Raw genomic sequence first — 24810 nt, 5'->3', positions numbered from 1 at the left:
GAGCGGACCGGTGAGAGCGGTCGCACCTCGGACGCGCCGTGGCCGCCGAAACGGCCACGAGGGTTGTGACGGCCGCCCGCTTCAGGCGCTGAACACGGCGTTGCGGCGTAGCTGTTCCGCGCACCACCGGAAGTGCCAGTCACGGTCGTCGAGGCCGAAGAGGTCGTAGGTCGTGAGGGCGTATGCGGCCCAGCGGCCACACCGACCTCACGAGGCGTTCTCGTGCTGCGCCCCGCCCGGGGCGGCGGGGAATCAGGCCGCGACGAGTTCCTGTTCGCGGTCCGGCGTCCTGGCCTTGGGCTTCTTGTTCGGCAGCGAGAGCCGGACGACCTTGCGCCACGCGGAGAACACCTGCTTGGGCAGCGGCCCGGTGACGTACTCCAGCTCGTACTTCTCGAACAGCGCGCGCACCTTCACCGCGACTTCGGCGTACCGGTTGCTCGGCAGGTCCGGGAACAGGTGGTGTTCGATCTGGTGCGACAGGTTGCCGGTCATGAAGTGCATGGCCCTGCTGCCGCTGATGTTCGCCGAGCCCATCATCTGGCGCAGGTACCACTGGCCGCGCGTCTCGCCCTTGATCGACTGGCGCTCGAAGACCCGTACGCCCTCGGGAAAGTGCCCGCACATGATCACCGAGTGGGTCCAGATGTTGCGGACCAGGTTCGCGGTGAACGTGGCGGCGAGCGTGGTGAGGAACGACGGGCCCGACAGCAGCGGGTGGATCACGTAGTCCTTGAGCACCTGCTTGCGGATCTTGCGGCCGACGGCCTTGGCCCGCGCGCGGAACTCCGGGTCCTTGCGGCGGCGCTTCTGCAGGTTCTTGCCGAGCTCCAGGTCGTACGCCGCGATGCCGTACTCGAAGAAGCAGGCGTTGATGAAGTTCCACAGCGGCTGGCCGAGGTGGAACGGGTGCCACTTCTGGTCCTCGTCCACGCGCATGATGCCGTAGCCGAGGTCGTTGTCCTTGCCGATCACGTTGGTGTACGTGTGGTGCAGCTCGTTGTGCGAGTGCTTCCACTGATCGGACGGCGAGACGTGATCCCACTCCCAGGTGGTGGAGTGGATCTTCGGGTCCCGCATCCAGTCCCACTGGCCGTGCAGGACGTTGTGGCCGATCTCCATGTTGTCCATGATCTTCGCCACGGACAGACCGGCGGTGCCGAGCAGCCACGCGGGCGGGAAGATCGAGAACAGCAGCACGCCCCTGCTGGCCAGTTCGAGCTTGCGCTGTGCCGAGATGACCTTGCGGATGTAGGCGGCGTCCTTCTCGCCGCGGCCGGCGATCACCTCGTCGCGGATCGCGTCCAGCTCGCGGCCGAGCTCCTCGATCTGCTCCGCGGTCAGGTGGGCGGTGGGGTCGATTGCGGTCAAGTGCTTCTACCGTTCGATGTCGCAGGGGCCCGCCGCGGCGGACACGCAGGTCTGGATGAGGACGCCCGGTTCGGCCTCGGTGATCTCGCCGGTGCGCAGGTCGCGGACGGCGCCCGCCTTGAGCGGCGTGACGCAGCCGAAGCAGATGCCCATGCGGCACCCGGAGGGCATGAGCACGCCGGCCTCCTCGCCGATGTCCAGCAACGGTGTGGCGCCGTCCGCGTCGACGGTCTTGCCGGTGGCGCTGAACGTGACCTCGCCTCCGCCGCCTCCGCCGTCGTCGCCGCTGCCGTCGCCGGTCACGACGATGCGGGGGCGGAAGCGTTCGGTGTGCAGGCGCTCTCGGACACCGTGCTCGGTCCAGTGCTCCTCTGCGGCGTCGAGCAGACCCGTGGGCCCGCAGGCCCAGGTCTCGCGCTCGGCCCAGTCGGGCACGAGTTCGCCGAGACGGGCGATGTCGAGTCTGCCGTCCGTGTCGGTGTGTACCTCGGTGAGGCGCAGCTTCTTGTCCGCGACCAGGCCGTGCAGTTCGTTGCGGAAGATCACGTCCTGCGGTTGTGGCGCGCAGTGGACCATGACGGCGTCGTCGAACTCGACGTCGCGCAGCATGCCCATCACGGGCGTGATGCCGCTGCCGGCCGTCAGGTAGAGCACCTTGGCGGGTTTGGCCTGCGGCAGCACGAAGTCACCGGCCGGCTGCTCGAGCTGGACCAGCGTGCCCGGTGTCACCCTGCGGACCAGGTGGTTGCTGACCTTGCCGTCCGGGACCGCCTTCACGGTGATCGTGACGCGGCCGTCCTGGCGGTCTGTCGGTGAGGTGAGGGAGTAGGCGCGCCACAGGCGCCTCCCGTCGACGTCGACCCCGATCCGCACGTACTGACCGGCCGTGTGGCCGCGCCAGCCCCGTCCCGGCCTGATCACGATGGTCGCGGCGTCGCCCGTCTCGGGGTGCACGGCCTCGATGCGCCCACGCAGGTCGGCGCCCGCGCGCAGCGGGCTGACCAGGTCGAGGTAATCCGACGGCAGCAGCGGCGTCGTGACCATCTCCAGCAGTTTCCACGCCCTGGTGCGGAGGGCTGAACTCGTCATGACTCCAGCTTGCTGCGCCTCAGGGCGTAAAGTCCTGACCGTAGGACGTAAATCTGGTCGGCTGAATTGTTCGCAGGGAACAAAACGTGAGCCATGCACACCGGAGGGCCGGCGAGCTGGTCCTGGACGAGACGACGGTCACCGCGCTTCGGGCCGCGCTGACGGCCACCGCCGACGAGGTCGTCCAGGCGATCATCGACGAGGTCCCTCCCTACGCGAACGCCCTTTCGGGCCGCATGGGCGGCACCATCCGCCGAGCCGTCCGCACCGCCCTGGGGCACTACCTGGACCGCGCGAGCGGGAACGCCACGGGCGGCGACGCCGGTGACGCGGCCTACGAGCTGGGCCGCGGCGAGGTGCGCGACGGCCGTTCGATGGACGCCCTGCTCAGCGCCTACCGCGTCGGCGCCCGGGTGGCCTGGCGATGCCTGGCAGCCGGTGCCGTACCCGCGGGCCTGCCCGCCGCCGAGGTCGCCAAGTTCGCCGAGCTGACCTTCGCCTACATCGACGAGCTCTCCGCAGCGAGCGCCGCCGGCCACGCCGACGAACTGGCCGCCCGGGGCTGGGCCCGCGAGCGCCACCTGGAACAGCTGGCCCGTGACCTCCTCGCCGGCGCGAGCCCGGACGTGCTGCGGGCCTCGGTTCAACGGGCCGGGTGGCAGCCTCCGGTTTCGCTGACCGCGGTCCTGCTGCCCGCCGCCCAGGCCCGGCCCGCGTACCGCGCGCTCGACCCGAGCACCCTCGTCCTCGACGATCTGCCGGAGGCCACCGGTGTGCTGCTCGTTCCCGATGCCGACCGGTCACACCTCTTGCGGCAGCTGACCGACCGCACCGCCGTGGTCGGCCCGGCGCGGCCATGGACTCGTGCGTCCGCCTCGTACGCACGAGCGGTACGCGCGCGCTCCCTCTCCCCTGATATTCGCGACACCGAGGAGCACCTGCCCGAGCTGGTGCTGAGCGCCGACGTGGACGCGTTCGCAGATCTGCGTGCCCGAGCCCTCGCGCCGTTGCGGACCTTGCCGGTCACGACCGCGCGGCGGCTGGAGGAGACGTTGCGGGCGTGGCTGCTGTACCAGGGCAGGCGGGACGAGGTGGCGGCGGCGTTGTTCGTCCATCCTCAAACAGTGCGGTACCGGATGTCGCAGCTGCGGGAGCTGTTTCCGGATCTCGCATCGCCGCACCGGGTCCTTGAGCTGACCCTGGCGGTGGGTCTTCGGGGCGGCTGACGCGTACTGGCGGGTAGCGGGGCACGGGTAGCGGGTCACGGGTAACAGATGACAGATGACAGCGAACAGATGACAGCGAACAGATTTCGAAATCTGTTCGCTGTCATCTGTTTGTCGTCATCTGTCACCCGTGACCTGTCGGCCGCCCCGCTCGGCGACCCCCGTCGCCCGCTACCCGCCCGAGGCCTGGTGCCGGCGCATCGCCCGTAGCCCGCCGTAGACGGCCGCGGCCGTCCAGAGCGCCATGATCAGCAGTCCGGTCCAGTGCCCGTAGTGGATGCCCGGCTCGGTCTGGGTGCGCATCGCGTACAGGCCGCCCCGGTCGGGCAGGAACTGGCCGACTTCGCGGACACCGGGGATCGCGGCCAGCCAGGTGGTGCCGAGGAACACCATCGGGGTGAGCAGTCCGAGGGCCGCGCTGAAGTTGCCCAGCATCGCGGTCAGTCCGAGGCAGAGCAGCACCATCAGCGGGTGGTACAGCACCCCCGCCAGGAAGCTGCGGGCCAGGCCGGGGGTGGAGAGGTCCAGGCCGACGGTGGCGCCGACGACCAGGAAGGAGCATGCGGTCGAGACCAGGCCCAGCAGCAGGCCCAGTCCGGCGCCGAGGGCGAGCTTGGCGCCGTACAGCCGCCCGCGCCCGGGGACGGCGGTGAGCGAGGTGTCGATCATCCGGGTGTTGAACTCCTGGCCGATCAGCAGGATCCCGAGGCAGGCCAGGGCGACATGGCCGAACAGCAGTCCGTAGTAGATCCCCCCGGCCGGGTCCTCGCCGGGGGTGTGGTCCTTCGCGCCGTAGGCGGCGTTCACGGCGGCGGTGATGCCGACGGTCAGCACCAGCGCGACCAGCGGGGCCGCCCACTGGGAGGGCAGGGTGGTGAACTTGATCCGTTCGGCGCGCAGGGCGTTGCCGAAGCCGGGCATCCTCATCTCTCCTCTCTCCTTCATCTCTCTTCATCTCTCCTTCGCGCGAGGTCACTTGGCGCGCTTCAGGGCCCGCAGGCCGCCGTACGCGGCCAGAGCCGTCCAGAGCGCCATGATCAGAAGCCCGGTCCAGTGCCCGTACACGGTGTGCGGGTCGTCGGTGTAGTGCAGCGCGTACTGGCCGGCCCGGTCGGGCAGGAACTGGACCGCGTCCCGGGCGCCGGGTACGCCGGCGAGCAGGGGGGAGAGCAGGAAGACGGTCGGGCCCAGCAGGCCCATGGCGGCGGTGAGATTGCCGAGCAGGGTGGTCACCCCGAGGCAGAACACCACCAGCAGCGCCGGGTAGAGCACCCCGGCCGTGGCCGCGCGGGCGAAGGCGGGGCCGTGCCAGTCGGCGGGGACGGTGGCCGCGTAGCCGGCGAAGGCGCCCGCCGTGCCGAGCGCGCCGGCGCCGAGGCCGACCAGTGCGCCCAATGCCAGTTTGGCGCCGTACAGTCGCCCGCGCCGGGGGACGGCGGTGAGCGAGACGTCGATCATCCGGGTGTTGAACTCCTGCCCGATCAGCAGGACTCCGAACGCGACCAGGACGGCCTGGCCGAAGTTGAGCCCGTAGAAGACGCCGACGCCGGGGTCGTCGGTGATGTTGCGGTCCTTGCCGCCGAGGGCCGCGCCGACCGCCGTGGTGACACCGGCGGTGAGCAGGACGGCGATCAGTGGCGGGAGCCAGAGCGAGCGGAGGGTGGTGAGCTTGATCCGTTCGGCGCGGAGGGCGCAGGACAGGGCGCTCATGCGGCGGCCTCGGCGCGGTACTCCACGCTGTCGGCGGTCATCCGCATGAACGCCTCCTCCAGCGAGTCCTGTTGGACCGCGATCTCGTACAGCACCACGCCGGCGGCGGCGGCGAGCGCCGCGATCCGCTCGGGCTCGGCACCGGTCACCTCCCAGGCGCCGCCGTCGACTTGGGTGGCGTCGAGGCCGTAGTCGGGGCCGGCGAACAGGGCGGCCAGTTTGGTCGGGTCCACGGCGCGGACCCGGATCCGGGTGCGGCCGTGCCGGTCGATGAAGTCGGAGGTGGCGGCGTCCGCGAGCAGCCGACCACGGCCGATCACCACCAAGTGGTCGGCGGTGAGCGCCATTTCGCTCATCAGGTGGGAGGAGACCAGCACCGCCCGGCCCTCGGCGGCCAGTTCGCGCAGCAGGGTGCGGATCCAGCGGATGCCCTCGGGGTCGAGGCCGTTCACCGGCTCGTCCAGCAGTAGCGCCACCGGATCGCCGAGCAACGCGGCCGCCACCCCGAGGCGCTGGCGCATGCCCAGCGAGAAGCGCCGGATCCGCTGCCCGGCGGCGTCCGCCAGGCCGACCTGCGCGAGCACCTCGCCGACCCGGCGCTCCGGCAGGCCGTTGCTCGCGGCGAGCCAGCGCAGGTGGCCGCGCGCCGTCCGGCCGCCGTGCAGGGCCTGGGCGTCCAGCAGGGCGCCGACCTGCCGCAGCGGGTCGGCCAGTTCGGCGTACGGGCGGCCGTCGATCAGGGCGTGCCCGGCGGTGGGGCGGTCCAGGCCGAGGACCAGACGCATGGTGGTGCTCTTGCCCGCGCCGTTCGGGCCGAGGAAGCCGGTCACCAGGCCGGGGCGGACCTCGAAGGACAGGTCGTCGACGACCCGCCGGCCCTCGTACTCCTTCGTCAGGCCCTGGATCTCGATCACGGCCGCGCTCCCTTCGGGTCGTTCGGTGGTGCGTTGCTGCCGGCGCTTCCGGCCGATGGTCACGTTCGACCGGTCACATTCGACCGGAGCGGGCCCCACCTGCGGATCCCGCACCGGAGTGGAGCCGTCTCCCTCCCTGGAGGGAGCGCGTCCGGACCCGGGGCGGGAGCCGCGAACGGGCGCCGGACTGGCAGGATGACGCGGTGACCGAGATCGCCGTGCCCAGGATCCTCGCGCCGCTGCTGGCCGGCGCCACCTACGCGCGACTGCTGCACCTCCTGGTCGGATGGATCTTCATGGGCGTCGTCCTGCTGATCTATCCGGGGACGTACGGGCTGACGCCCGCCCGGATCGTGGCGGAGAGCGTCGCCGTGGACTCCGTCCTGCTGATGCTCGTCGCCCTCATCCCGGCGGCCCGGCGGGCGGAGGGGATCCAGGCCCGGCTGTTGCTGGTGCCCGACCGCGAGCAGGACATCGCCGCCGACCCCTCGCGCGGCTGGGCCGACCGGTGGCGCACCGCGCTCTGGCTGATCGGCCGGGTCGCGCTCGGCTCGGTGGTCGGGATGACGACCGTACTCGGTGTCAACGCCGGCGGCCATGTGCTGGCGGAGCCCCGGGGGCAGAGCTACCTCCTGCTCCTGCCGGTGGCGCTGTTCGGGTACGGCTGGCTGGTGGTGGCCGCCGGACGCCTCCAACTCGCCATGGCGACAAGGCTGCTGGGCCCGTCTCCGGCGGACCGGTTGGCGGAGGCCGAGCTGCGGGCCGAACGGCTGCTGGAGCGCAACCGGTTGGCCCGCGAGCTGCACGATTCCATCGGCCACGCACTGACGGTGACGGTCCTCCAGGCCGGGGCCGCGCGCGAGGTCGGGGACCCGGCGTTCGCCGCCAAGGCGCTGGAAGTCATCGAGGAGACCGGGCGCCGGGCCATGGACGACCTCGAACGCACCCTCGTCCTGCTGCGCGAGACCCCGCCCGGCGAGAACGGCACGGCCACCGAGCGGCCCGGGATCGAGCAACTGCCCGCGCTGTTCGACACCGCCCGGGCGGCCGGCAGCCCGGTCGAGGCGTGGATCGACGTGCCGGCCGGCACACTGCCCGGGGTGCTCGCCCGCGAGTCCTACCGGATCGTCCAGGAGGGCGTCACCAACGCGCTGAAGTACGCGCCCGGCGAGCCGATCGGGGTCCGGATCGCCGTCCGGGCAGGGCAGTTGGAGCTGCGCTGCGCCAACCGGGCGCCGCACGGCGCGGGCGGCGCCGGGGGCGCCGGGGGTGCGCCGCGCCAGGGCGGTGGCGGGGGTGCGCCGCGTCAGGGCGGCGGCGGGCGCAAGGGCGGCAAGGGCCTGCGCGGCATCCGCGAGCGCGCCACGCTGCTCGGTGGCGAGGCCACGGCCGGGGCGGCGGCCGACGGGAGCGGGGAGTGGGTGCTCGACGTCCGGCTGCCCCTACGCTTGGGCTCGTGACAGATGATCTTGCCGGAGACGGTCCGGCGGGAGGCGGCACGGGGACCGTGGGGAGGCTGGTGCGGGAATGACGGACATTCTGCTCGCCGACGACGAGGAGCTGGTCCGGTTCGGGCTGCGGGCCGTCCTGGAGGCGCAGGGGGACCTACGGGTGGTCGGCGAGGCCGCCGACGGCGCCGAGGCGGTGTCGATGGCCCGGACACTGCGCCCGGACGTCGTGCTGATGGACGTCCGGATGCCGGTGATGGACGGCCTGGCGGCCACCCGCGAACTGCTGCGCCCCGGCGCGCCGGGGGAGCGGCCGCCGCGGATCCTGGTCGTCACCACCTTCGAGAACGACGACTACGTCTACCAGGCACTGCGCGCGGGCGCGGACGGCTTCCTGCTCAAGCGCTCCCGCCCGGCCGAGATCGCCCACGCGGTGCGGCTGGCGGCGGCCGGCGAGTCGCTGCTGTTCCCGGCCGCGATCCGCAGGCTGGCCGCCGGGCACGGCAACCCCGCCGCCCGCGCCACGATGGAGCGGGCGGCCCTGACCGGGCGCGAGGCCGAGGTGCTGCGGCTGATGGCGCGCGGGCTCAGCAACGGGGAGATCGCCGAGCGGCTGGTCCTCGGGGTGCAGACGGTGAAGACCCACGTCAGCAGCGTGCTGGCGAAGCTCGGCGCGCGGGACCGCACCCAGGCGGTGATCGCCGCGTACGAGTCGGGGTTCGTCGAGCCGGCGGAGTAGCGGCGGCGGAGTGGCGGCGGCGCCGTTGTCGTCCGGTAGGGGTGCGGGTGCGGGTGCCGGTGCCGGGGTGTTGAGGGTGCGGGTGCGGGTGGGGTGCCGGTGCTGAGGCGCAGGCGCTTGCGGGTGGGTGCGCGGTCAGGCCGGGTAGGCGTGGGTCTGGGTGGCCTTGACCGAGGCCCAGACCACCGCCCCCGGTGCCAGTCGCAGTTCGGCGACGGCGGCCGGGGTGAGGTCGGCGGCCATCGGCAGGGCGCCGGCGAGTTCGGCGCGCACCTGGTCGCCGTGCAGGTCCAGGCCGGTGACCTCGACCTCCCACAGGTTGCGGGCGCTGGCCTGCGGGCGCTCCCGGTAGAGGGTGACGGCGGAGGGCGGGAAGGCCACGAACGCCGGGCCGGACAGGTCCTCGGCGGTGGTCAGGACGGTGCCGTCCGGGAGGGTGACCCGGGTGCCCTCGGCCAGCCCCTGGTACAGGTTCAGGCCGACCAGCCGGGCGATGTAGTCGGTGCGCGGCCGACGGGCGACCTCCGCCGGGCTGCCGGACTGCACCTCCCGGCCGTCCTCGATCACCACCAGCCGGTCGGCCAGCACCATGGCGTCCAGCGGGTCGTGTGTCACCAGCACCGCCACGGCCTCGAACTCGGCCAGATGGCGCCGCAGTTGGGACCGTACGTCGAGCCGGGTACGGGCGTCCAGGGCGGCCAGCGGCTCGTCCAGCAGCAGCAGCCGGGGGCGGACGGCCAGCGCCCGAGCCAGGGCCACCCGCTGGGCCTGGCCGCCGGAGAGCCGGCCGGGGCGCACCGAGGCGTGCTCGGCCAGCCCCATCCGCTCCAGCCAGGCCGCGGCCTCGGCCCTGGCCTCGCGCCTGGGCCGCCCCTGGCAGCGCGGGCCGAAGGCGACGTTGTCGAGCGCGCTGAGGTGCGGGAACAGCAGGTAGTCCTGGAACACCACGCCGACCGGCCGCTGTTCGGCCGGGGTGTGCAGGCGCTCGGCCGGGTCCTCCAGGACGTGGCCGTCCAGGCGCAGGTGCCCGCCGGTGAGCGGGAGCAGTCCGGCGAGGGCGCGCAGCGCGGTGGACTTGCCGGCGCCGTTCGGGCCGAGCAGGGCGATCACCTCGCCGGGGGCGGCGGTGAGCGCGAGGTCGAGGGCGAAGGCGGCGCGGTCGACCCGGAGGCGGGCGTCGAGGGCGGGGTTCGCGGCGGCGGTCGCCGTCGGGGGACTCGTCGAGGGGCTCGTCGGGGGGTTCATGGGTTCGGCCTCCTGTCGGCGTCCTGGGGCACGGGGCCGGCGTCCGGGGTCACCGGGGCGGCGTCCTGGGGCACGGGGTCGACGGCGGCCCTGGCGTGGACGTGCCGGCCCGGGGCGGCTGGGGCGACGTCGGTCCTGGCGTCGATGTTCCGGCCCGTGGTCACGGGGTCGACATCCAGCGGTCGCGCAGGCCGACGAGGACGGCGACGGAGACCACCAGCAGCACCAGCGACAGCGCGATCGCGGCCTCCGGATCGGACTCCATGGCTAGATAAACGGCCAGCGGCATGGTCTGGGTACGGCCCGGGAAGTTGCCGGCGAAGGTGATCGTCGCGCCGAACTCGCCGAGCGCCCGCGCCCAGGCGAGCACCGCCCCGGCGGCGATCCCCGGGGCGATCATCGGCAGGGTGACCCGGCGGAAGGCCGTCAGCCGGGAGGCGCCCAGGGTCGCGGCCGCCTCCTCGTAGCGCGGGTCGGCCGCCCGCAACGCGCCCTCGACGCTGATCACCAGGAAGGGCATCGCCACGAAGGCCTCGGCGATCACCACCCCGGTGGTGGTGAACGGCAGGGTGATGCCGAAGGCCGAGTCCAGCCAGGAGCCGACGATTCCGCGCCGACCGAGCACCAGCAGCAGCGCCACCCCGCCCACCACCGGCGGCAGCACCAGCGGCAGGGTGACCAGCGCCCGCACCACCCGCCGGCCGGGCAGCTCGGTACGGGCGAGCAGCCAGGCCAGCGGCACGCCGAGGACCAGCGAGACCGCGGTGGCGGCCGTCGCGCAGATCAGCGACAGCCGCAGGGCGTCCCAGACGGCGGCGCTGGTCAGTTGCTCGGACAGACCGCTCCACGGCGCCCGGATCAGCAGTCCGACCAGCGGGAGGATCAGGAACGCCAGACCGAGCAGCGCAGGGAGCAGCAGCGTGACCGGGACGCGCTGCGCCCCCGGGCGGCGGCGCGCGCCCCGGCGGCTCGGCAGGGCCCGTGTGGGCCCTGCCGATGACGGGGCCGGTGCCGGTGTCGGGGCGTGGCGGTCCGGGGCCGGTCCGGTGTCGCGGTTCCGGTCGCCCGGCCGGCCGCTGTCGGTGGTGCGGTCCCTCACGGCGCCTGGAAGCCCGCCGCGGTCAGCACCTGCTTGGCCTCGGCCGACTGGACGTAGGCGACGAAGGCGGCCGCGCCGTCCTTGTTCGGCGCCTTGGCGAGCGCGGCGATCGGGTAGTCGTTCACGGCCTTGGCGGCCTCGGGGAAGTCCACGCCGTCGATCTTCCCAGCATCGGACTGCACATCGGTCTTGTACACCAGCGAGGCGTCGACCTCGCCGAGTTCGACCTTGGTGAGCGCGCCCTTGACGTCCTGCTCCAGGGTGACCGGGGTGAGGTCGACGCCGGCGGCCTTCAACGCGGTGAGGGCGGCGGCGCCGCAGGGCACCTCCTTTGCGCACAGCGCGACCTTCACGCCGGAGCCGGTGAGGTCCTTCAGGCCCGTGACGTGCTTGGGGTTGCCCTTGGGCACGGCGATGGTGAGGGTGTTCCTGACGAAGGTCTTCGGCTGGCCGCTCGCGCCGCCCGCGTCGGTGACCGTCTTCATGGTGGCCGGACTGGCGGCGGCGAACACGTCCGCCGGGGCACCGGAGTTGATGCTGGCGGCGAGGGCGGAGCTGCCGCCGAAGTTGAACTTCACCTTGGCGCCGGGGTTGGCGGCCTCGAACTTCTTGCCGAGATCGGTGAAGGTCTCCTTGAGCGAGGCGGCGGCGAACACGGTGATGTCGCCCTTGGCCTTGGGGACGCTGCCGCCGTCGGTGCCGGCGGCGCCCGTGGTGCTCGCGGCACCTGCGGTGCTCGCGGTGCTCGCGGTCGAGGAGGCGGAGCCGGAGGACTTGCCGCCGTCGCTGCCGCAGGCGGTGACCCCGAGGCTGAGGGCGAGGGCCGCTGCGGCGGCGACGGCGAGTCTGCGGGGGGCGGTGGTGCGGGTGCTCATCGGTGGCTTCCCCTCCAGGGTTCGCGCCGGAAGGGGCGCGGAGGTGTGACCGCAGGTGCGGCCATTACGGCGATCATAGTGCCGCAGATGCGAGCGATAAATCCTCTGTCGCATCGCACAGCCGGGGTAGGGCGGGAGTCTCGGGGCTGCTGTGTGAAGGCTCAAACGTGCACGGACGGTTCGGGGGCGGTGGTGGGGAGTGCGGGGGAGCGGCCGGTTCGGGGGCGGCGGTCGGGGGCGACCGGTTAGGAGGGGCGGTCGGGGGGCGGCCGGTTAGGGGGTGGCGGTCGGGGGGCGGCCGGTTCGGGCGGGAAAACCCGTCGCGTCCGGGCCGGTGGAGCGGCCAGAGTGGGGCGCAGCCCGTAGGCGCGGCCGACCGTCGGCCGCCCGGGCCCGACGGTCGATCCATGCGGATCCACGGGGAGGAGTCCGTCCATGTCCACGCTGCGCGTCACCGCCGAGAGGCTGGTCATCCTGGAGCACCCGAACGCCGACGCCCTGGAGCTGGCCCAGGTCGGCCTCTACCGGGCGGTGGTCGCGAAGGGCGCGTACCGAACCGGCGACCACGCCGTCTACATCCCCGAACAGGCCGTACTGCCCGATGAGTTGGTCGAGGAGCTGGGGCTGACCGGCAAGCTGGCCGGCGGCGCGGCGAACCGGGTGAAGGCGGTACGGCTGCGCGGCGAGCTGTCGCAGGGCATCGTCTGCCGGCCCGGCGCGCTGGCCGGCACCGACCTGGCCGGGGCCGCCGAGCGGGGCGAGGACTTCGCCGAGCTGCTCGGGATCGTCAAGTGGCAGCCTCCGGTGCCGACGTCGATGAGCGGCGACGTGGTCAGCGCGCCGGACCTGCTGCCCTGGGTGGACGTCGAGAACCTCAAGCGCCACCCCGACATCTTCGCGCCCGGCGAGCCCGTGGTGCTGACCGAGAAGCTGCACGGCAGTTGCTGCCTGGTCACCTACACCGCCGCCACCGGCGAGGTGCATGTCTCCTCCAAGGGGATCGGCGCCCAGGGGCTGGCGCTGGCCGAGGACGAGCGCAATCTCTACTGGCGGGCGGTGCGCGCGTACGACATCCCGGCGGTGGCGGCCCGGCTGGCCGAACGGCTGGGCGCCGAACGGGTCGGCATCTTCGGCGAGGTCTTCGGCGAGGGTGTGCAGGACCTGACGTACGGGTCCTCCGCGCGCAGCGAGCGCCCCGGGTACGCCGCCTTCGACGTGTCGGCCGTGGTCGACGGGCATCTGAACTGGCTGCCGGCCGCCGAACTGCTGGACGGCGAGCTGCCGTTGGTGCCCGAACTGTGGCGCGGCCCGTTCGACACCGTGACGGTGCTGGCCCATGCGCAGGGCAAGGAGAGCCACTCCGGGCGCCAACTCCACCTGCGCGAGGGCGTGGTGGTGCGGCCGGTGGCCGAGCGCTGGAGTCCGGTGCTCGGCGGACGGGCGATCGCCAAGGTGGTCAGCGACGCGTACCTGACCCGCAAGGGCGGCACCGAGTACGAGTGAGCCGTCCGCCGCCGGGCTTCCCGTCGGCGTGCTTCCGGCCGGCGTGCTTCCGGCCGTGAGTCGCCCGTCGGCGTGCTTCCGGCGTGCTTCCCACCGGCTTCCTCGGCTGAATACCCGTCAGTAAGGTTGAAGGGTCGCCAAGCGCAGTCAGCGCCGAGGAAGTCCAGAAGGAGTGCCGATGGCCACCGCCGCCGCCATACCCGGACCGGCCGGGAACCCCCTGGTCGGTTCGCTCTTCGACCTCACCCGCCGCCCGCTGCGGACCTACCTCGCAGCCCGGCGCGACCACGGGGACGTGGTCCGGATCGTCGCCGGGCCGCCCGGGCTGCGCGTCGAGTTCTACGGGGTGTTCTCGCCCGAGGGTGTGCACCAGGTGCTCGGCAGCGAGGCGGCGAACTTCCGCAAGGAGAACAACTTCTACGACGAGCTGCGGACCAGCGTCGGCAACGGGCTGCTGACCAGCCAGGACGAGGTCTACCAGCGCCAGCGCAGGCTGGTCCAGCCGCTGTTCACCCGGCGCCGGGTGGACGGCTACGCGGACGCGCTCGCCGAGGAGGCGCAGGCGCTCGCGGAGCGCTGGCGGGCCGTGCCGGGCGGGGTGGTGGACGTGGCGGAGGAGATGTCGCGGTTCGCGCTGCGCGCCGTGGCCCGGATCCTCTTCGGCGCGGACGTCGAGGAGGCGGTGGAGGTGGTGAACCACAACTTCCCGGTGCTCGGTGAGTTCGTCAAGGAGCGCGGCTTCGCGCCGGTCCGCCTCCCGCGCACCTGGCCGACGCCGGGCAACCGGCGCGGCCTGGAGGCGCAGCGGGCGCTGTACGAGGTGTGCGACCGGATCATCGCCGAGCGGGCCGCGCGCGGCGGCGGCGACGACGGGGCGGACGATCTGCTGACCCTGCTCGGGAGGGCGCGCGGTGAGGACGGCGAGCGGCTGGATCCGGCCGAACTCCGGGACCAGGTCCTGGTGTTCCTCCTCGCCGGGCACGAGACCACGGCCACCTCGCTGGCCTTCGCGCTGCACCTGCTGGCCAAGCACCCGGAGCAGCGCAAGCTCGCCCAGGAGGAGGCGCGGACCGTCCTGGCCGGGCGGGCGCCGACGGCGGCGGACCTGGAGCGGCTGCCGTACCTCACCCGGGTGATCAAGGAGGCGATGCGGCTCTTCCCGGCGGCGGCGCTGATCGGGCGGCGGGCGGTCGAGGCGACGGTCATCGACGGGTACACCATCCCGGCGGGGGCGCAGGTCATCATCGCGCCGCTGGTCACCCAGCGGCATCCGGACCACTGGGTGGAGCCGGAGCGCTTCGACCCGGACCGGTTCCTGCCGGAGGAGGAGAAGGCGCGGCACCGGTACGCCTGGTTCCCGTTCGGGGGCGGACCGCGGGCCTGCATCGGGCAGCACTTCTCGATGCTGGAGTCGGTGCTGGCGCTCGGAGTGCTGCTGCGGTACTTCGAGGTGGAGGTGGTGGACCGGCGGGTGGCGCTCGCGCAGGGGATCACGCTCCGGGCGGCGAGTGCGATGCGGGTGCGGGTGACGCCCGTCGGGTGAGGGGGCGGGGTTCGGGTTTCAACGTTCAACATTCAGCGGACAGATAACAGATGACAGATTTCGAAATCTGTGATCTGTCCGCTGTCTGCTGTTCGTTGTCATCTGCTGTTTGTTGTCCTCCGCCGACCGTCGGCACCATGCGTCGGCTGCCGGGCATCTGGGCACAGGACCGGTTCATTCGAACACACCACCCCCGGCGCGCGGGCAGCTTTTCAGATCTTCGCTTGACTGATTCCGGCCACTCGATAGCGTCCCACGCACCCCAAGCCGAAAGCGCACATGCGACTGGCATATGCCCGTCGGATGCAGTCCGCCCGGCCTGGGGTGCCCGGGGGCACCGCTTACCGCCCCGGGCCCGACCGGTCGACCGGAGGTCCCATGGGCGCCCTCAACCACTTCAGCTTCGGCTGGCTGACACCCGTCGTCTCGTACGCGATGGCCTGTGCCGGTGCCGCCCTCGGGCTCCGCTGCACCCTGCGCGGCCTGGCCGCCACCGGCGCCACCCGCCGGAACTGGCTGCTCACCGCTGCCGCCGCGATCGGCTCCGGCATCTGGACCATGCACTTCGTCGCCATGTTCGGCTTCGCCGTCGACGGCACCGAGCTGCGCTACAACGTGCCGCTGACGGTCCTCAGCCTGCTGGTCGCGGTGCTGGTCACCGGCCTCGGCCTGACCGTGGTCTGCTACGGCCGGCACCGCGGCCTCGCGCTGCTGGGCGGCGGCTGCACCACCGGCGTCGGCGTCGCCGCGATGCACTACCTCGGCATGGCCGCCGTCCGCATGCACGGCGGACTGCACTACGACGCCGGGACGGTCGCGCTGTCCGTGCTGGTCGCCGTCGGCGCCGCCACCGCCGCGCTCTGGGCCGCCGTCACCATCCGCAACGTGTACGCGGCGGCGGCCGCCTCACTGGGCATGGGCCTCGCGGTCAGCTGCATGCACTACACCGGGATGGCCGCCGTCCACGTCCAACTGGAGCCCGCCCGGACCACCCTGGGCGGGGTCAGCCCGATGGACTTCGTCTTCCCGCTCGCGGTGGGCCTCGGCTCGTTCCTCTTCCTCGCCTCGGCCTTCGTCGCGCTCTCCCCGGCGGCCCAGGAGCGGGTCGGCCGGCCGGCGGCGGAGGAACTGGCGATCGAGGAGTTCCCCGAGCCGGCCGTCCACCCGGAGGCCGAGCACACGGACCCCGGATCCCCGGAGCGGTACGGCCACGACCGCGCGGCCTGAGCCCCGTCCGCCTGAGGCTCGTCCTGCCTGAGCTCCGTCTGAGTCCCGTTCCGGCTCGGCGCCGTTCCCCCTCCGCCCGAAAGGCCCCACACCACCCATGCGAGAAGACCGCGGTACCGCCCCCGGCGCCCGCCGGGGTGCCCACGCCGGCCCGCCCGCCCGTTCGCCGCTGCCCGGCCCCTGGCTGCGCGGGCTGCGCCCCCGGACCGTCCGCGCCCGGATCATCGCGCTGCTGATGGTCCCGGTGGTCTCCGTGATCGCCCTCTGGGGCTTCGCCACCGTGACCACGGCCCAGGGCGTCTGGGACCTGCTGCGCCTTCGCGGCACCCAGCGCAGTCTGCTCACCCCCGTCGCCGACACCATTGCCGGCCTGCAGGCCGAACGCGCCGCCGCCGGACAGCTGTTGGCCGGCCCGGGGCTCGTCCCGGGGACCGTCCCCGCCGCTGGGCGGGAGAGCGCCCTGCGCGAGGCCGCCGCGACCACCGACCGGGCGTTCGCCCCGCTGTTCCCCGACCCCCGACACCTCGGCCAGGGCTACAACCGCGCCGACGCCCAGGGGTTGGGCACCGACGCGGCCGCCCGGCTGGACGCCCTGGGCGCCTCGCTCGCCGCGCTGCCCGAGCTGCGCGGCCGGGTGCTGACCCGGAGCGTGGGCTGGCCCGAGGCGTACGCCGCCTACGGCGCGGCCGTGGACCAGGCGCTGGCGGTGTCCGGCGCCGCCGCCCCGCCGCAGGGCGGCCGGGCCGGAGTCGACGTCCGGGTGCCGCCCGAGCTGGACCGTTCCCGTGAACTCCTCGCCCGGGAGGACGCGTTGCTGCGCGCCGCCCAGCTCTCCGGTGGGCTCGGCGACGACCAGCTGCGCGAGTTCGCCGGTACGGCCTTCGCCCGGCGCGCGTTCGAGCAGGGCGCGGCCGCCGACCTGCGCCCCGCCGACCGGGACGCGCTGCTCGCCGTCACCGACGGGGCGGACCACCGGGAGCTGGGCGTCTACGAGGACAAGGTCCGTACCGCTGTCGACGGTCGGGCCGCCGTCGCCGCGGTGCCGCCCGACCGCTGGGCGATGGTGGCCGGGAACGTCGCCGACGGGCTGCGCGGCGTCGAGGACCGGGTCGGGCGGATCGCCTCCGAGGCCCAGAACCCTTACGCCCTGGGCCTGTTCACCCCTGCGGGGATCGCGGTGCTGCTCGGTCTGCTCGGGGTGGTCGCCTCGCTGGTGATCTCGGTGCGGATCGGGCGCGGCCTGGTCGCCGAGCTGACCGGCCTGCGCAACTCGGCACTTGACCTGGCCGGTCGCAAACTCCCGGCCACGATCAGGAAGTTGCGTGCGGGTGAGGAGGTGGACATCGATGCCGAGGCGCCCCGGCCCAGCGGCCGCGACGACGAGATCGGCCAAGTCCACCGGGCGCTCGGCACCGTGCAGCGGGCGGCCGTCACGGCGGCGGTGGAACGGGCCGAGGTGCTGTCCGGGGTGTCCGGGGTGTTCGTCAACCTCGCCCGCCGCAGCCAGGTGCTGGTGCACCGCCAACTCACCCTGCTGGACACGATGGAGCGCCGCACCGAGGATCCGTCCGAGCTGGCCGACCTGTTCCGGCTGGACCACCTCACCACCCGGATGCGCCGCCACGCCGAGGGCCTGATCATCCTCTCCGGCGCGGCCCCCGGCCGGGCCTGGCGCCGGCCCGTCCCGCTGGTGGACGTGGTGCGGGCGGCCGTCTCGGAGGTCGAGGAGTACGCCCGGGTCGAGGTGCACCCGCTGCCGCGCGCCGCCGTCGTCGGCCACGCCGTCGCCGACCTCACCCACCTGGTGGCCGAACTGGTCGAGAACGCCACCGGGTTCTCCCCGCCGCATACCAGGGTGCACATCCGCGGTGAACAGGTCGGCAACGGCTACGCGTTGGAGATCGAGGACCGCGGCCTCGGCATGGGCCCGGCCGCCCTGGCCGCCGCCAACCGGCGGATCGCCGCCGCCGAACAGAGCGACCTGTTCGACAGCGACCGGCTCGGCCTGTTCGTGGTCAGCCGGCTGGCCCGGCGGCACGGCGTCCGGGTCTCGCTGGTGACCTCCGCGTACGGCGGCACCACCGCCGTGGTGCTGCTGCCCACCGGACTGCTGGCCGACGGGCGGGAGGGGCTCGGGCAGGACGCGGACGCCGTACCGGAGTTGGACGCCGTACCGGAGTTGGACATCGTGCCGGTTCCGGACGGTACGGGCGGGGCCCCGGAGCCGGATGCCGACTGGTGGCCGCAGCCTTGGCCGGTTTCGGCACCGGCACCGGCACCGGCGGCGGCGGCGAAACCGGAACCGGTCCCGACCGCGGCACCGACCGCGACCGCGACCCCGGCCACCGGATTCCCGGGCGGCGGGGCGGCGGAGATCGAGCTTCCGGCGGCGGGTGGGCCGCTGCCGGAGGGCGGGGCGCTGCTGCCCTTCGGCGTCCGGGGCGGAGACCCCGGGCCGGTGCGGCGCACCCCCGTCCGGGCCGCCGCTGCCCGGACGGCCGGACCGGCTGCGGACGGGGGCCCGGGTGCCGCCTCCCGTCCGCAGCCCGGTCCGCCGCAGTCCCACCGCGTGGCCACCGCGGCTCCGGCGGGCGAGCGGCAAGTCGCCGACGTTCCTGCGGAGTTGCCGCGCCGGGTGCGTCAGGCGAGCCTGGTGCCGCAGCTGCGGGAGACGCCGAGCGCCGCCGCCCCGCGCAGCCGTCGCGCTGCGGACCGCAGGTTCGGGGAGGGTGGGTCCGGGGAGGGCGCCGGGGGAGGCGTGGGGCCGGTGACCCGCAGCCCGGAGGCGGCGCAGGCGGCGATGTCGGCCTTCCAGAACGGCTGGGCGCGCGGCCTGCGGTCCGGCCGGTGGCCCGAGGAGCCGTCGGCAGCCGGACCGGACCTCCGGCAGGACATCCGACCGGAAGAGCGATCCCAAAAGCGATCCCAAAAGCGATCCCAAGCGCGACCCCAAGCGCGACCCGAAGAGCGACTCGACATCCGACCCGAAGGAGACCGGCCGTGATCGGCACCACTCACCGCGCGGGGGAACTGAACTGGCTCCTCGACGAGTTGGTCCAGCGCGCCCCCGAGGTCCGGTTCACCGTGATGCTCTCCGCCGACGGCCTGGCGGTGGGCAGCTCGGCCGGTCTGGCCCGCGAGGACGGCGAGCACCTGGCCGCCGTCGCCTCCGGCTTCCACAGCCTCGCCAAGGGCGCCGGGCGGCACTTCGGTGCGGGTGAAGTCCGGCAGACCATGGTCGAGTTGGAGGGCGGCTACCTGCTGGTGGCGGCGGCCGGGGAAGGCACCTGCCTGGCCGTGTTCGCCACCGCCAGGGCCGATCTCGGGCTGGTCGCCTACGAGATGGCGAGACTGGTCCGCCGGGTCGGCGAGCACCTGAGCGCCCCGCCCCGCGCGGTGCACGGAGGATGAGCACGGTGACCCACCCGGACCGCCCGGACCAGGCGGAGCATGCGTTCCACCCGTACCACCAACGACATCCGGAGCATCCCCGGTCCGATCCCGGCCGACCGCCGCGCAACCCGCTCGCCGCCGCCCACCGGGCCCGCTGGTACGACGACGAGGCCGGGCCGCTGGTCCGCCCGTACGCCATGACCGGAGGCCGGACCGGGGTCGGCGAGCAGCAGTTCGACCTGATCGCCGTGGTCGTGTCCGACCTGCCCGACCCGCTGCTCGCCCCGGACCTGCCCGAGCCGCCGGTCGGCCCCGAGCAGGCGCGCATCCTCGGACTGTGCCGGGGCAACCCGCTGTCCGTGGCCGAGCTGGCCGCCGACCTCGACCTGCCGGTGGGCGTCGTGCGGGTGCTGCTCGGCGATCTGCTGGCGGCCGGGCTCATCCGGGTCAGCCGCCCCGTCCCGCCCGCCCTGCTCCCCGACGAGCGCATCCTCCAGGAGGTCATCCATGGGCTCCGCGCACTCTGACCACCCGTCCCAACGGCATCGGTCCGACCGGCACCCGTCCGACCGGCGTCCGGCCGGGCGTTGGCCGTCCGATCCGGTGGGTCCCGTGGATCCGGGGGATCCCGGGGACTCCGTGCTCGCCCTCAAGATCCTGGTCGCGGGCGGCTTCGGGGTCGGCAAGACGACGCTGGTCGGCGCGGTCAGCGAGATCCGCCCGCTGTGCACCGAGGAGCGGCTGACCGAGGCTGGGCGCGCGGTGGACGACCTGGACGGGGTGGAGCGCAAGACCACCACGACGGTGGCGATGGACTTCGGCCGGATCACCATCCGCGAGGGGCTGGCCGTCTACCTGTTCGGGACCCCGGGGCAGGACCGGTTCTGGTTCCTGTGGGACGAGTTGGCGCAGGGGGCGCTCGGTGCGGTGGTGCTCGCCGACACCCGCCGACTGACCGACTGCTTCCCGGCCGTCGACTTCTTCGAGCACCGGGGCATCCCGTTCGTCGTCGCGGTGAACCGTTTCGCCGGGACGCGCGAGTACGGCCCTGAGGAGGTCGCCCGCGCGCTGGACCTGGACTCCGGTACGCCGGTGGTGCTCTGCGACGCCCGGCGGCGCGCCTCGGGCAAGGAGGTGCTGATCAACCTGGTCGAACACGCGGGCCGGGTGCACTCCGCCCGGCTGCTGGCGGAGGTCTCGCCGGTGACGACCGGCGGCTGACGGCCGGGTGCACTCCGCCCGGCAGCTGCCGGCCGTCAGCCGTCGGACGCGGGAGAACAGATGACAGCGAACAGAAAACAGCGAACAGAAAACAGCTGACAGCTGACAGATAACAGATTTCGAAATCCGTCAGCTGTCAGCCGTCATCCGTTCCGCACAGCCGTTACCCGCTCAGCTGTGCCACTGGAACACGACCTTGGTCCAGGTCGACCCGGGGCAGTTGCCCCAGACGTCCCACGCCTGCGGTCGGGCGCCGATCCACAGTCCGACGGACGACGTGCCGTTGGCGCAGTAGGTGATGGTGCGCAGCTGGCCGGAGTAGACGTTGCAGCGCCCCTCCCAGCGCCAGCCGTAGTTGGCCGTGATGACGCAGTGGTAGCCGGTGGCGGTCACCTCCGGCGACGTCGCGGCCGCGCCGGAGGTGATGGTCTGGTCGGCGGCCGGCGCCGCGGCGGCCGGCAGGGTGGCGGTCCCGAGCATGCCCAGGGCGGCCGCTCCGGCCATCCCGAACATGGCGATCTTCCTGGCGATGCAGCCTCGCATGGTGGTTCTCCTCGCTCAGCGGTTCCCATCGGGTGGGGTGCCCCGGCCGGCGTGGCGCTGGGAGAGGGGTGAACTCCCGCACTCCGTCCGGTCGATGACGAATTGCACACGAATGACTGCGCTGTGTGGGAGGACGGCTTATGATGTGACCTGTGTCACAACATGTCCGATGGGGCTGGGGACAGTTCCAACTGGGCGGTCGGGATGCCGATTTCCGGGGAGAACGGCATGGCGGAATGCAGCGGACGGTACACGGGCGGTCAGCGCAAGGACTTCGGTCCGGAGCCGCCGGAGCGCCAACCCGCCGACTTCAACCGGGTGTTCACTGAGCTGCTGCCCAGGCTCCAGCAGGCGGCCACGATGCTGGCCGGCAGCCCGCTCGCCGCTGGTGACGTCGTCCACGACGCGTACCTGCGGATAGCCCGCAGTCCGGAGCGTTTCCTCAGCCATCCGCAGCCGTACGCCTACGTGTTCACCACGATGACGAACATCCTGCGCGACCAGTGGCGCCGGGAGCGGCGCCGGGTGGCCCTGCCCGAGGTGCCGGAGTCGGGCGAAGCGGCGGGCTGCGGCCGGTCGGCGCTCGCCCCACCGACCGGCGGGATGGCCGAGTTGCAGGCGCGCTGGGAGGTGGTCCGGCTGCTCGGCTTCCTGACCGTCAAGCAGGCCCGGGTGGTGGTGCTGGTGGACCTCGACGGCTATTCCGTCGACGAGGCCGCCGAACTGCTCGGCCTGCACCGCAGCACCCTGGCCGTCACCCGTCGCCGCGCCCACCGTCGGCTGCGCGCCGTCCTGGAGCGGGAGCGCCGGCACGAGCCCTGACAGCCCGAGGGTCCCGGCCGGGCCCCGCCGCACCGGGCCGCCCCCGACGCACCGGACGGCTCCCGGCCGCATCGGACCGGGCCCCGCCGCACCGGGCCCGTCCCCGACGCACCGAACCGACGGCAAGTCGGCTGATGCGTCACCCCGGCCCGTACGCTGCAAATCGTGATCACGTACGAGGACCACAGTCTCCACGCCCTGGCCGAGGACGGCCGCTGGCCCGAGCTGCTCGCCGCCTACCGGCAGGGCCGGGCGGTCGCCGTCGCGCAGGCCGGGGAGGAGGCCGCGGTGGTTCTGACCGCGCCGCTCGGCCACCTGATCGCCTACGCGGCGCCGCCCGAACTGGCCGTCCGGCTGTTCGACGCGGACGGCGGCGAGGGGACGGTCGCCGGCGTCGGCGACCATGACGCCGGTCCGCTCTGGGAGGTGTTGGCGACCCGCCACTCCTGGCTGCGGCTGGCCCCGTTGCTCGGTCCGGCCCGGGTGCGCCGGCTGGTCGCGCACACCCGGGTGCTGCTCGGGGAGGACCTCTCGTACGGGGCCGAGCCCGACCCGGAGGGCGTGCCGCTGCGCCTGGAGCCCTGGGAGAAGGCGGGCTGGGACGAGGCCTCCCGGGTGCGCGAGTACCTGCCCGGCGGTGGAGCGCGCAGCGCGGTGCTGACCCTGCCGGCCAGCCGCGAGGGCCTGGGCGAGGTCGAGCTGCCGCAGCCGGTGGCCCGGCCGGGCGGGCAGCGGGTCACCCGGGGGCTGGGCGAGCTGGCCGCGCTGGTGCCCTGGGCGGAGGTGGTGTGCGTGCGCGGTCCGGCCCCGCTGGCGGCCGCCGTGCTGGCCCGGCGGCGGCGGGTGGTCGGCGGGTTCCTGCCGTTCGCGCTCGCCTATCCGGCGCTGGTGCAGGCCGCCGTGGTGGGCCGGACGCACGGCTGCGCGCACGGGCGGCTGAGGCTCTGGCGGGCGCTGGGCGCGATGGCCGGCGCGGACGGGCCGGGCCGCGCCGAGGTGGGCGCGCTGGTGGCCCGGATGCGCTGCTTCACCTGGCAGGAGCCGGCCGCCGGGCTGCGCCATCTGCACCTCGCGCTGGAGGATCCGGCCAGCGGGGTGGCCTGGGCGGTCAGCGGCTCGCAGGACTTCTGAGCGGTCTCCCTGAGCACTCCTGCGGGCTCCTGCGGGCTGCTCCTGAAGGCTCCTGAGGGCTGCTCCTGCGGGCTCCCGAGGGCCGCTCCCGAGGGCTCCCTCCGCGCGATCCCCGCTGGTGGCGGGAAAACGGGAACCCCCGGCCCGGCGCCGTTTCCGGGGGATGGTGTGAGGCGCCGGACCGGGGGAGTGCGGGGTGCTCGCTCAGCCGACGGCGGTCCCGGCTCCGGCGCCGGCCCCGACGGGGACGGTCTCCGGTGCGGGGCCCGAGGGGTCGGCGGCACCGGTGCCGCCGTGGCTGTCGACCAGCGTCAGCTCGTCGAACGGCAGCTCGCCGCCCAGCACCCGCTGGGCGCGCTCGGCGTCCAGTTCGCCGGTCCAGTGCCCGATCAGCACGGTCGCGACGGCGTTGCCGGCGAAGTTGGTGAGCGCCCGGGCCTCCGACATGAACCGGTCGATGCCGACGATCAGACCGACCCCGTCCACCAGCGCCGGCTTGTGCGACTGCAGTCCGCCGGCGAGGGTGGCCAGTCCGGCGCCGGTGACCCCGGCGGCGCCCTTGCTCGCGATCACCATGAACACCAGCAGCGAGAGCTGCTCGCCGATCGACATCGGCTTGTCCATCGCCTCGGAGATGAAGATCGAGGACATGGTGAGGTAGATCGCGGTGCCGTCGAGGTTGAAGCTGTAGCCGGTCGGCACGGTGATGCCGACGACCGGGCGGCTGACGCCCAGGTGCTCCATCTTGGCGATCAGGCGGGGCAGCGCGCTCTCGGAGGAGGAGGTGGAGAGGATCAGCAGGAACTCGCGCCCGAGGTACTTGAGCAGCGCGAACACATTGACCCCGGCGACCAGGCGGAGCAGTGCGCCGAGCACCACGACGACGAACAGCACGCAGGTCACGTAGAAGCCGATCATGATCACGGCGAGGCTCTTCAGCGCGTCGACGCCGGTCGCTCCGACCACCGCGGCCATCGCCCCGAAGGCGCCGACCGGCGCGACCCACATGATCATCGACATGATCCGGAAGACCAGCCGCTGGAGGTGCTCGATCCCGCGCAGCACCGGGGCGCCGGCCGTCCCCATCGCCTGCAGGGCGAAGCCGGCCAGCAGCGCGATCAGCAGGGTCTGCAGCACCTTGCCCTGGGTGAGGGCCGAGAACAGGGTGTCGGGGATCATCCCGAGCAGGAAGTCGGTGGTCGACTGGGCGCCGCCGGCGGTCGCCTGGGCGTGGCCGGACTTGGCGAGGGCGGCGGTCAGGTGGAGGCCGCCGCCGGGCTCCAGCAGGTTGCCGACGGCCATGCCGATGGCCAGGGCGATGGTCGACATGACGAGGAAGTAGCCGATGGCGAGGCCGCCGACCTTGCCGACCTTCGCGGCCTTGGTGACCGAGCCGATGCCCAGCACGATGGTGCAGAAGATCACCGGGCTGATCATCATCTTGATCAGGTTGACGAACCCGGTGCCGATCGGCTTCAGCTCCACGGCGAAGCCGGGGGCGACCAGTCCGACCACCACGCCCGCGATCACCGCGGCGATCACCGCGAGGTAGAGGTAGTGGGTCCGGTCCTTGCGTCTGGGTCCCCCCGCCGTGGCGGACTCGGTGATCGACATCTGCGGCTCCTTCGCCCTGCAGTCCTGGCGGCCCCGGGTGGTGGGCCGCTTTGACTATGGGGTTCCGGCGTGACGGAGGTCACGTTTGCGTTCATAG

General features: G+C 73.4%; 22 protein-coding genes. 12 read left to right on the top strand and 10 right to left on the bottom strand.

Annotated features, from left to right (window positions below):
* Positions 1–252 precede the first annotated feature (252 nt).
* Both ACZ47G_RS13930 and ACZ47G_RS13925 read right to left on the bottom strand, forming a co-directional pair.
* A complete protein-coding gene (locus ACZ47G_RS13930; RefSeq protein ID WP_465742205.1) occupies positions 253–1371 on the bottom strand; it encodes a fatty acid desaturase family protein in 1119 nt (372 codons plus the stop codon).
* A gap of 6 nt (positions 1372–1377) precedes the next feature.
* Complete coding sequence (locus ACZ47G_RS13925) at positions 1378–2460, bottom strand: ferredoxin reductase (protein ID WP_465742203.1); 1083 nt, start codon at positions 2458–2460, stop codon at positions 1378–1380.
* An 86-nt stretch (positions 2461–2546) separates the two neighbouring features.
* Here ACZ47G_RS13925 and ACZ47G_RS13920 point away from each other — a divergent pair, with 86 nt between their 5' ends.
* Entirely contained in the window at positions 2547–3686 is a 1140-nt protein-coding gene (locus ACZ47G_RS13920) for a PucR family transcriptional regulator (RefSeq protein WP_465742201.1), read from the top strand.
* A gap of 171 nt (positions 3687–3857) precedes the next feature.
* On the opposite strand, the gene ACZ47G_RS13915 is transcribed toward ACZ47G_RS13920, so the two are convergent.
* Genes ACZ47G_RS13915 through ACZ47G_RS13905 form a run of 3 tightly spaced genes read right to left on the bottom strand, consistent with a single transcriptional unit; the run spans position 3858 to position 6310 of the window.
* The gene (locus ACZ47G_RS13915) at positions 3858–4613 is read right to left on the bottom strand and encodes a hypothetical protein (protein WP_465742199.1); all 756 of its coding nucleotides are present in this window, start codon (positions 4611–4613) and stop codon (positions 3858–3860) included.
* A 45-nt stretch (positions 4614–4658) separates the two neighbouring features.
* The gene (locus ACZ47G_RS13910) at positions 4659–5396 is read right to left on the bottom strand and encodes a hypothetical protein (RefSeq protein ID WP_465742197.1); all 738 of its coding nucleotides are present in this window, start codon (positions 5394–5396) and stop codon (positions 4659–4661) included.
* A complete protein-coding gene (locus ACZ47G_RS13905; RefSeq protein WP_465742195.1) occupies positions 5393–6310 on the bottom strand; it encodes an ATP-binding cassette domain-containing protein in 918 nt (305 codons plus the stop codon). Before ACZ47G_RS13905 ends, ACZ47G_RS13910 begins: the two co-directional genes overlap by 4 nt.
* Positions 6311–6513: 203 nt before the next feature.
* Between ACZ47G_RS13905 and ACZ47G_RS13900 the strand changes: the two genes are divergently transcribed.
* On the top strand, positions 6514–7770 hold the full coding sequence (locus tag ACZ47G_RS13900) for a sensor histidine kinase (RefSeq protein WP_465742193.1): 1257 nt from the start codon (positions 6514–6516) through the stop codon (positions 7768–7770).
* Positions 7771–7837: 67 nt separating this feature from the next.
* Positions 7838–8497 carry a response regulator transcription factor gene (locus ACZ47G_RS13895; protein ID WP_465742191.1) on the top strand — a complete coding sequence of 220 codons (660 nt, stop codon included), beginning with the start codon at positions 7838–7840 and terminating at the stop codon, positions 8495–8497.
* 135 nt (positions 8498–8632) lie between these two features.
* On the opposite strand, the gene ACZ47G_RS13890 is transcribed toward ACZ47G_RS13895, so the two are convergent.
* From ACZ47G_RS13890 to modA, 3 genes are all read right to left on the bottom strand, one after another.
* Entirely contained in the window at positions 8633–9742 is a 1110-nt protein-coding gene (locus ACZ47G_RS13890; protein ID WP_465742189.1) for an ABC transporter ATP-binding protein, read from the bottom strand.
* 160 nt (positions 9743–9902) lie between these two features.
* A complete protein-coding gene (locus ACZ47G_RS13885) occupies positions 9903–10718 on the bottom strand; it encodes an ABC transporter permease (RefSeq protein WP_465742641.1) in 816 nt (271 codons plus the stop codon).
* Between the two features lie 119 nt (positions 10719–10837).
* A complete protein-coding gene (gene modA, locus ACZ47G_RS13880; RefSeq protein ID WP_465742188.1) occupies positions 10838–11716 on the bottom strand; it encodes a molybdate ABC transporter substrate-binding protein in 879 nt (292 codons plus the stop codon).
* Positions 11717–12151: 435 nt separating this feature from the next.
* Between modA and ACZ47G_RS13875 the strand changes: the two genes are divergently transcribed.
* The 7 genes from ACZ47G_RS13875 to ACZ47G_RS13845 all read left to right on the top strand — a co-directional run bounded on the left by ACZ47G_RS13875 (position 12152) and on the right by ACZ47G_RS13845 (position 20603).
* On the top strand, positions 12152–13219 hold the full coding sequence (locus ACZ47G_RS13875) for an RNA ligase (ATP) (protein ID WP_465742187.1): 1068 nt from the start codon (positions 12152–12154) through the stop codon (positions 13217–13219).
* Between the two features lie 178 nt (positions 13220–13397).
* A complete protein-coding gene (locus ACZ47G_RS13870; RefSeq protein ID WP_465742186.1) occupies positions 13398–14762 on the top strand; it encodes a cytochrome P450 in 1365 nt (454 codons plus the stop codon).
* 378 nt (positions 14763–15140) lie between these two features.
* Positions 15141–15989 carry an MHYT domain-containing protein gene (locus ACZ47G_RS13865; protein WP_465742185.1) on the top strand — a complete coding sequence of 283 codons (849 nt, stop codon included), beginning with the start codon at positions 15141–15143 and terminating at the stop codon, positions 15987–15989.
* Between the two features lie 97 nt (positions 15990–16086).
* The gene (locus ACZ47G_RS13860) at positions 16087–18993 is read left to right on the top strand and encodes a sensor histidine kinase (RefSeq protein WP_465742183.1); all 2907 of its coding nucleotides are present in this window, start codon (positions 16087–16089) and stop codon (positions 18991–18993) included.
* Entirely contained in the window at positions 18990–19400 is a 411-nt protein-coding gene (locus ACZ47G_RS13855) for a roadblock/LC7 domain-containing protein (protein WP_465742181.1), read from the top strand. Before ACZ47G_RS13860 ends, ACZ47G_RS13855 begins: the two co-directional genes overlap by 4 nt.
* Positions 19401–19561: 161 nt before the next feature.
* On the top strand, positions 19562–19909 hold the full coding sequence (locus ACZ47G_RS13850) for a DUF742 domain-containing protein (protein WP_465742639.1): 348 nt from the start codon (positions 19562–19564) through the stop codon (positions 19907–19909).
* Positions 19910–19994: 85 nt separating this feature from the next.
* Positions 19995–20603, top strand: a complete 609-nt coding sequence (locus ACZ47G_RS13845) for a GTP-binding protein (protein WP_465742179.1) — start codon at positions 19995–19997, stop codon at positions 20601–20603.
* Between the two features lie 171 nt (positions 20604–20774).
* Here the strand turns inward: ACZ47G_RS13845 and ACZ47G_RS13840 are convergent, their stop codons facing one another.
* Positions 20775–21146, bottom strand: a complete 372-nt coding sequence (locus ACZ47G_RS13840) for a hypothetical protein (RefSeq protein WP_465742177.1) — start codon at positions 21144–21146, stop codon at positions 20775–20777.
* A gap of 228 nt (positions 21147–21374) precedes the next feature.
* On the opposite strand from ACZ47G_RS13840, the gene ACZ47G_RS13835 reads away from it, so the two are divergent.
* A complete protein-coding gene (locus ACZ47G_RS13835) occupies positions 21375–21968 on the top strand; it encodes an RNA polymerase sigma factor (RefSeq protein WP_465742175.1) in 594 nt (197 codons plus the stop codon).
* 165 nt (positions 21969–22133) lie between these two features.
* The gene (locus ACZ47G_RS13830) at positions 22134–23099 is read left to right on the top strand and encodes a hypothetical protein (RefSeq protein WP_380450986.1); all 966 of its coding nucleotides are present in this window, start codon (positions 22134–22136) and stop codon (positions 23097–23099) included.
* 204 nt (positions 23100–23303) lie between these two features.
* On the opposite strand, the gene ACZ47G_RS13825 is transcribed toward ACZ47G_RS13830, so the two are convergent.
* Positions 23304–24713 (bottom strand): cation:dicarboxylate symporter family transporter, encoded by a 1410-nt coding sequence (locus ACZ47G_RS13825; protein ID WP_465742173.1) that lies wholly within the window; start codon positions 24711–24713, stop codon positions 23304–23306.
* Positions 24714–24810 lie beyond the last annotated feature (97 nt).

The organism is Kitasatospora sp. NPDC030952, from assembly GCF_055571335.1.
This window is presented reverse-complemented; position numbering and strand designations above follow the sequence as displayed.

Excerpts from the sequence above, each read along its gene's own strand:
- ACZ47G_RS13925 (WP_465742203.1), bottom strand. The coding sequence starts at position 2,460 with ATGACGAGTTCAGCCCTCCGCACCAGGGCGTGGAAACTGCTGGAGATG.
- ACZ47G_RS13915 (WP_465742199.1), bottom strand. The coding sequence starts at position 4,613 with ATGAGGATGCCCGGCTTCGGCAACGCCCTGCGCGCCGAACGGATCAAG.
- ACZ47G_RS13910 (WP_465742197.1), bottom strand. The coding sequence starts at position 5,396 with ATGAGCGCCCTGTCCTGCGCCCTCCGCGCCGAACGGATCAAGCTCACC.
- ACZ47G_RS13895 (WP_465742191.1), top strand. The coding sequence starts at position 7,838 with ATGACGGACATTCTGCTCGCCGACGACGAGGAGCTGGTCCGGTTCGGG.
- ACZ47G_RS13890 (WP_465742189.1), bottom strand. The coding sequence starts at position 9,742 with ATGAACCCCCCGACGAGCCCCTCGACGAGTCCCCCGACGGCGACCGCC.
- modA (WP_465742188.1), bottom strand. The coding sequence starts at position 11,716 with ATGAGCACCCGCACCACCGCCCCCCGCAGACTCGCCGTCGCCGCCGCA.
- ACZ47G_RS13875 (WP_465742187.1), top strand. The coding sequence starts at position 12,152 with ATGTCCACGCTGCGCGTCACCGCCGAGAGGCTGGTCATCCTGGAGCAC.
- ACZ47G_RS13870 (WP_465742186.1), top strand. The coding sequence starts at position 13,398 with ATGGCCACCGCCGCCGCCATACCCGGACCGGCCGGGAACCCCCTGGTC.
- ACZ47G_RS13865 (WP_465742185.1), top strand. The coding sequence starts at position 15,141 with ATGGGCGCCCTCAACCACTTCAGCTTCGGCTGGCTGACACCCGTCGTC.
- ACZ47G_RS13860 (WP_465742183.1), top strand. The coding sequence starts at position 16,087 with ATGCGAGAAGACCGCGGTACCGCCCCCGGCGCCCGCCGGGGTGCCCAC.
- ACZ47G_RS13840 (WP_465742177.1), bottom strand. The coding sequence starts at position 21,146 with ATGCGAGGCTGCATCGCCAGGAAGATCGCCATGTTCGGGATGGCCGGA.
- ACZ47G_RS13835 (WP_465742175.1), top strand. The coding sequence starts at position 21,375 with ATGGCGGAATGCAGCGGACGGTACACGGGCGGTCAGCGCAAGGACTTC.
- ACZ47G_RS13825 (WP_465742173.1), bottom strand. The coding sequence starts at position 24,713 with ATGTCGATCACCGAGTCCGCCACGGCGGGGGGACCCAGACGCAAGGAC.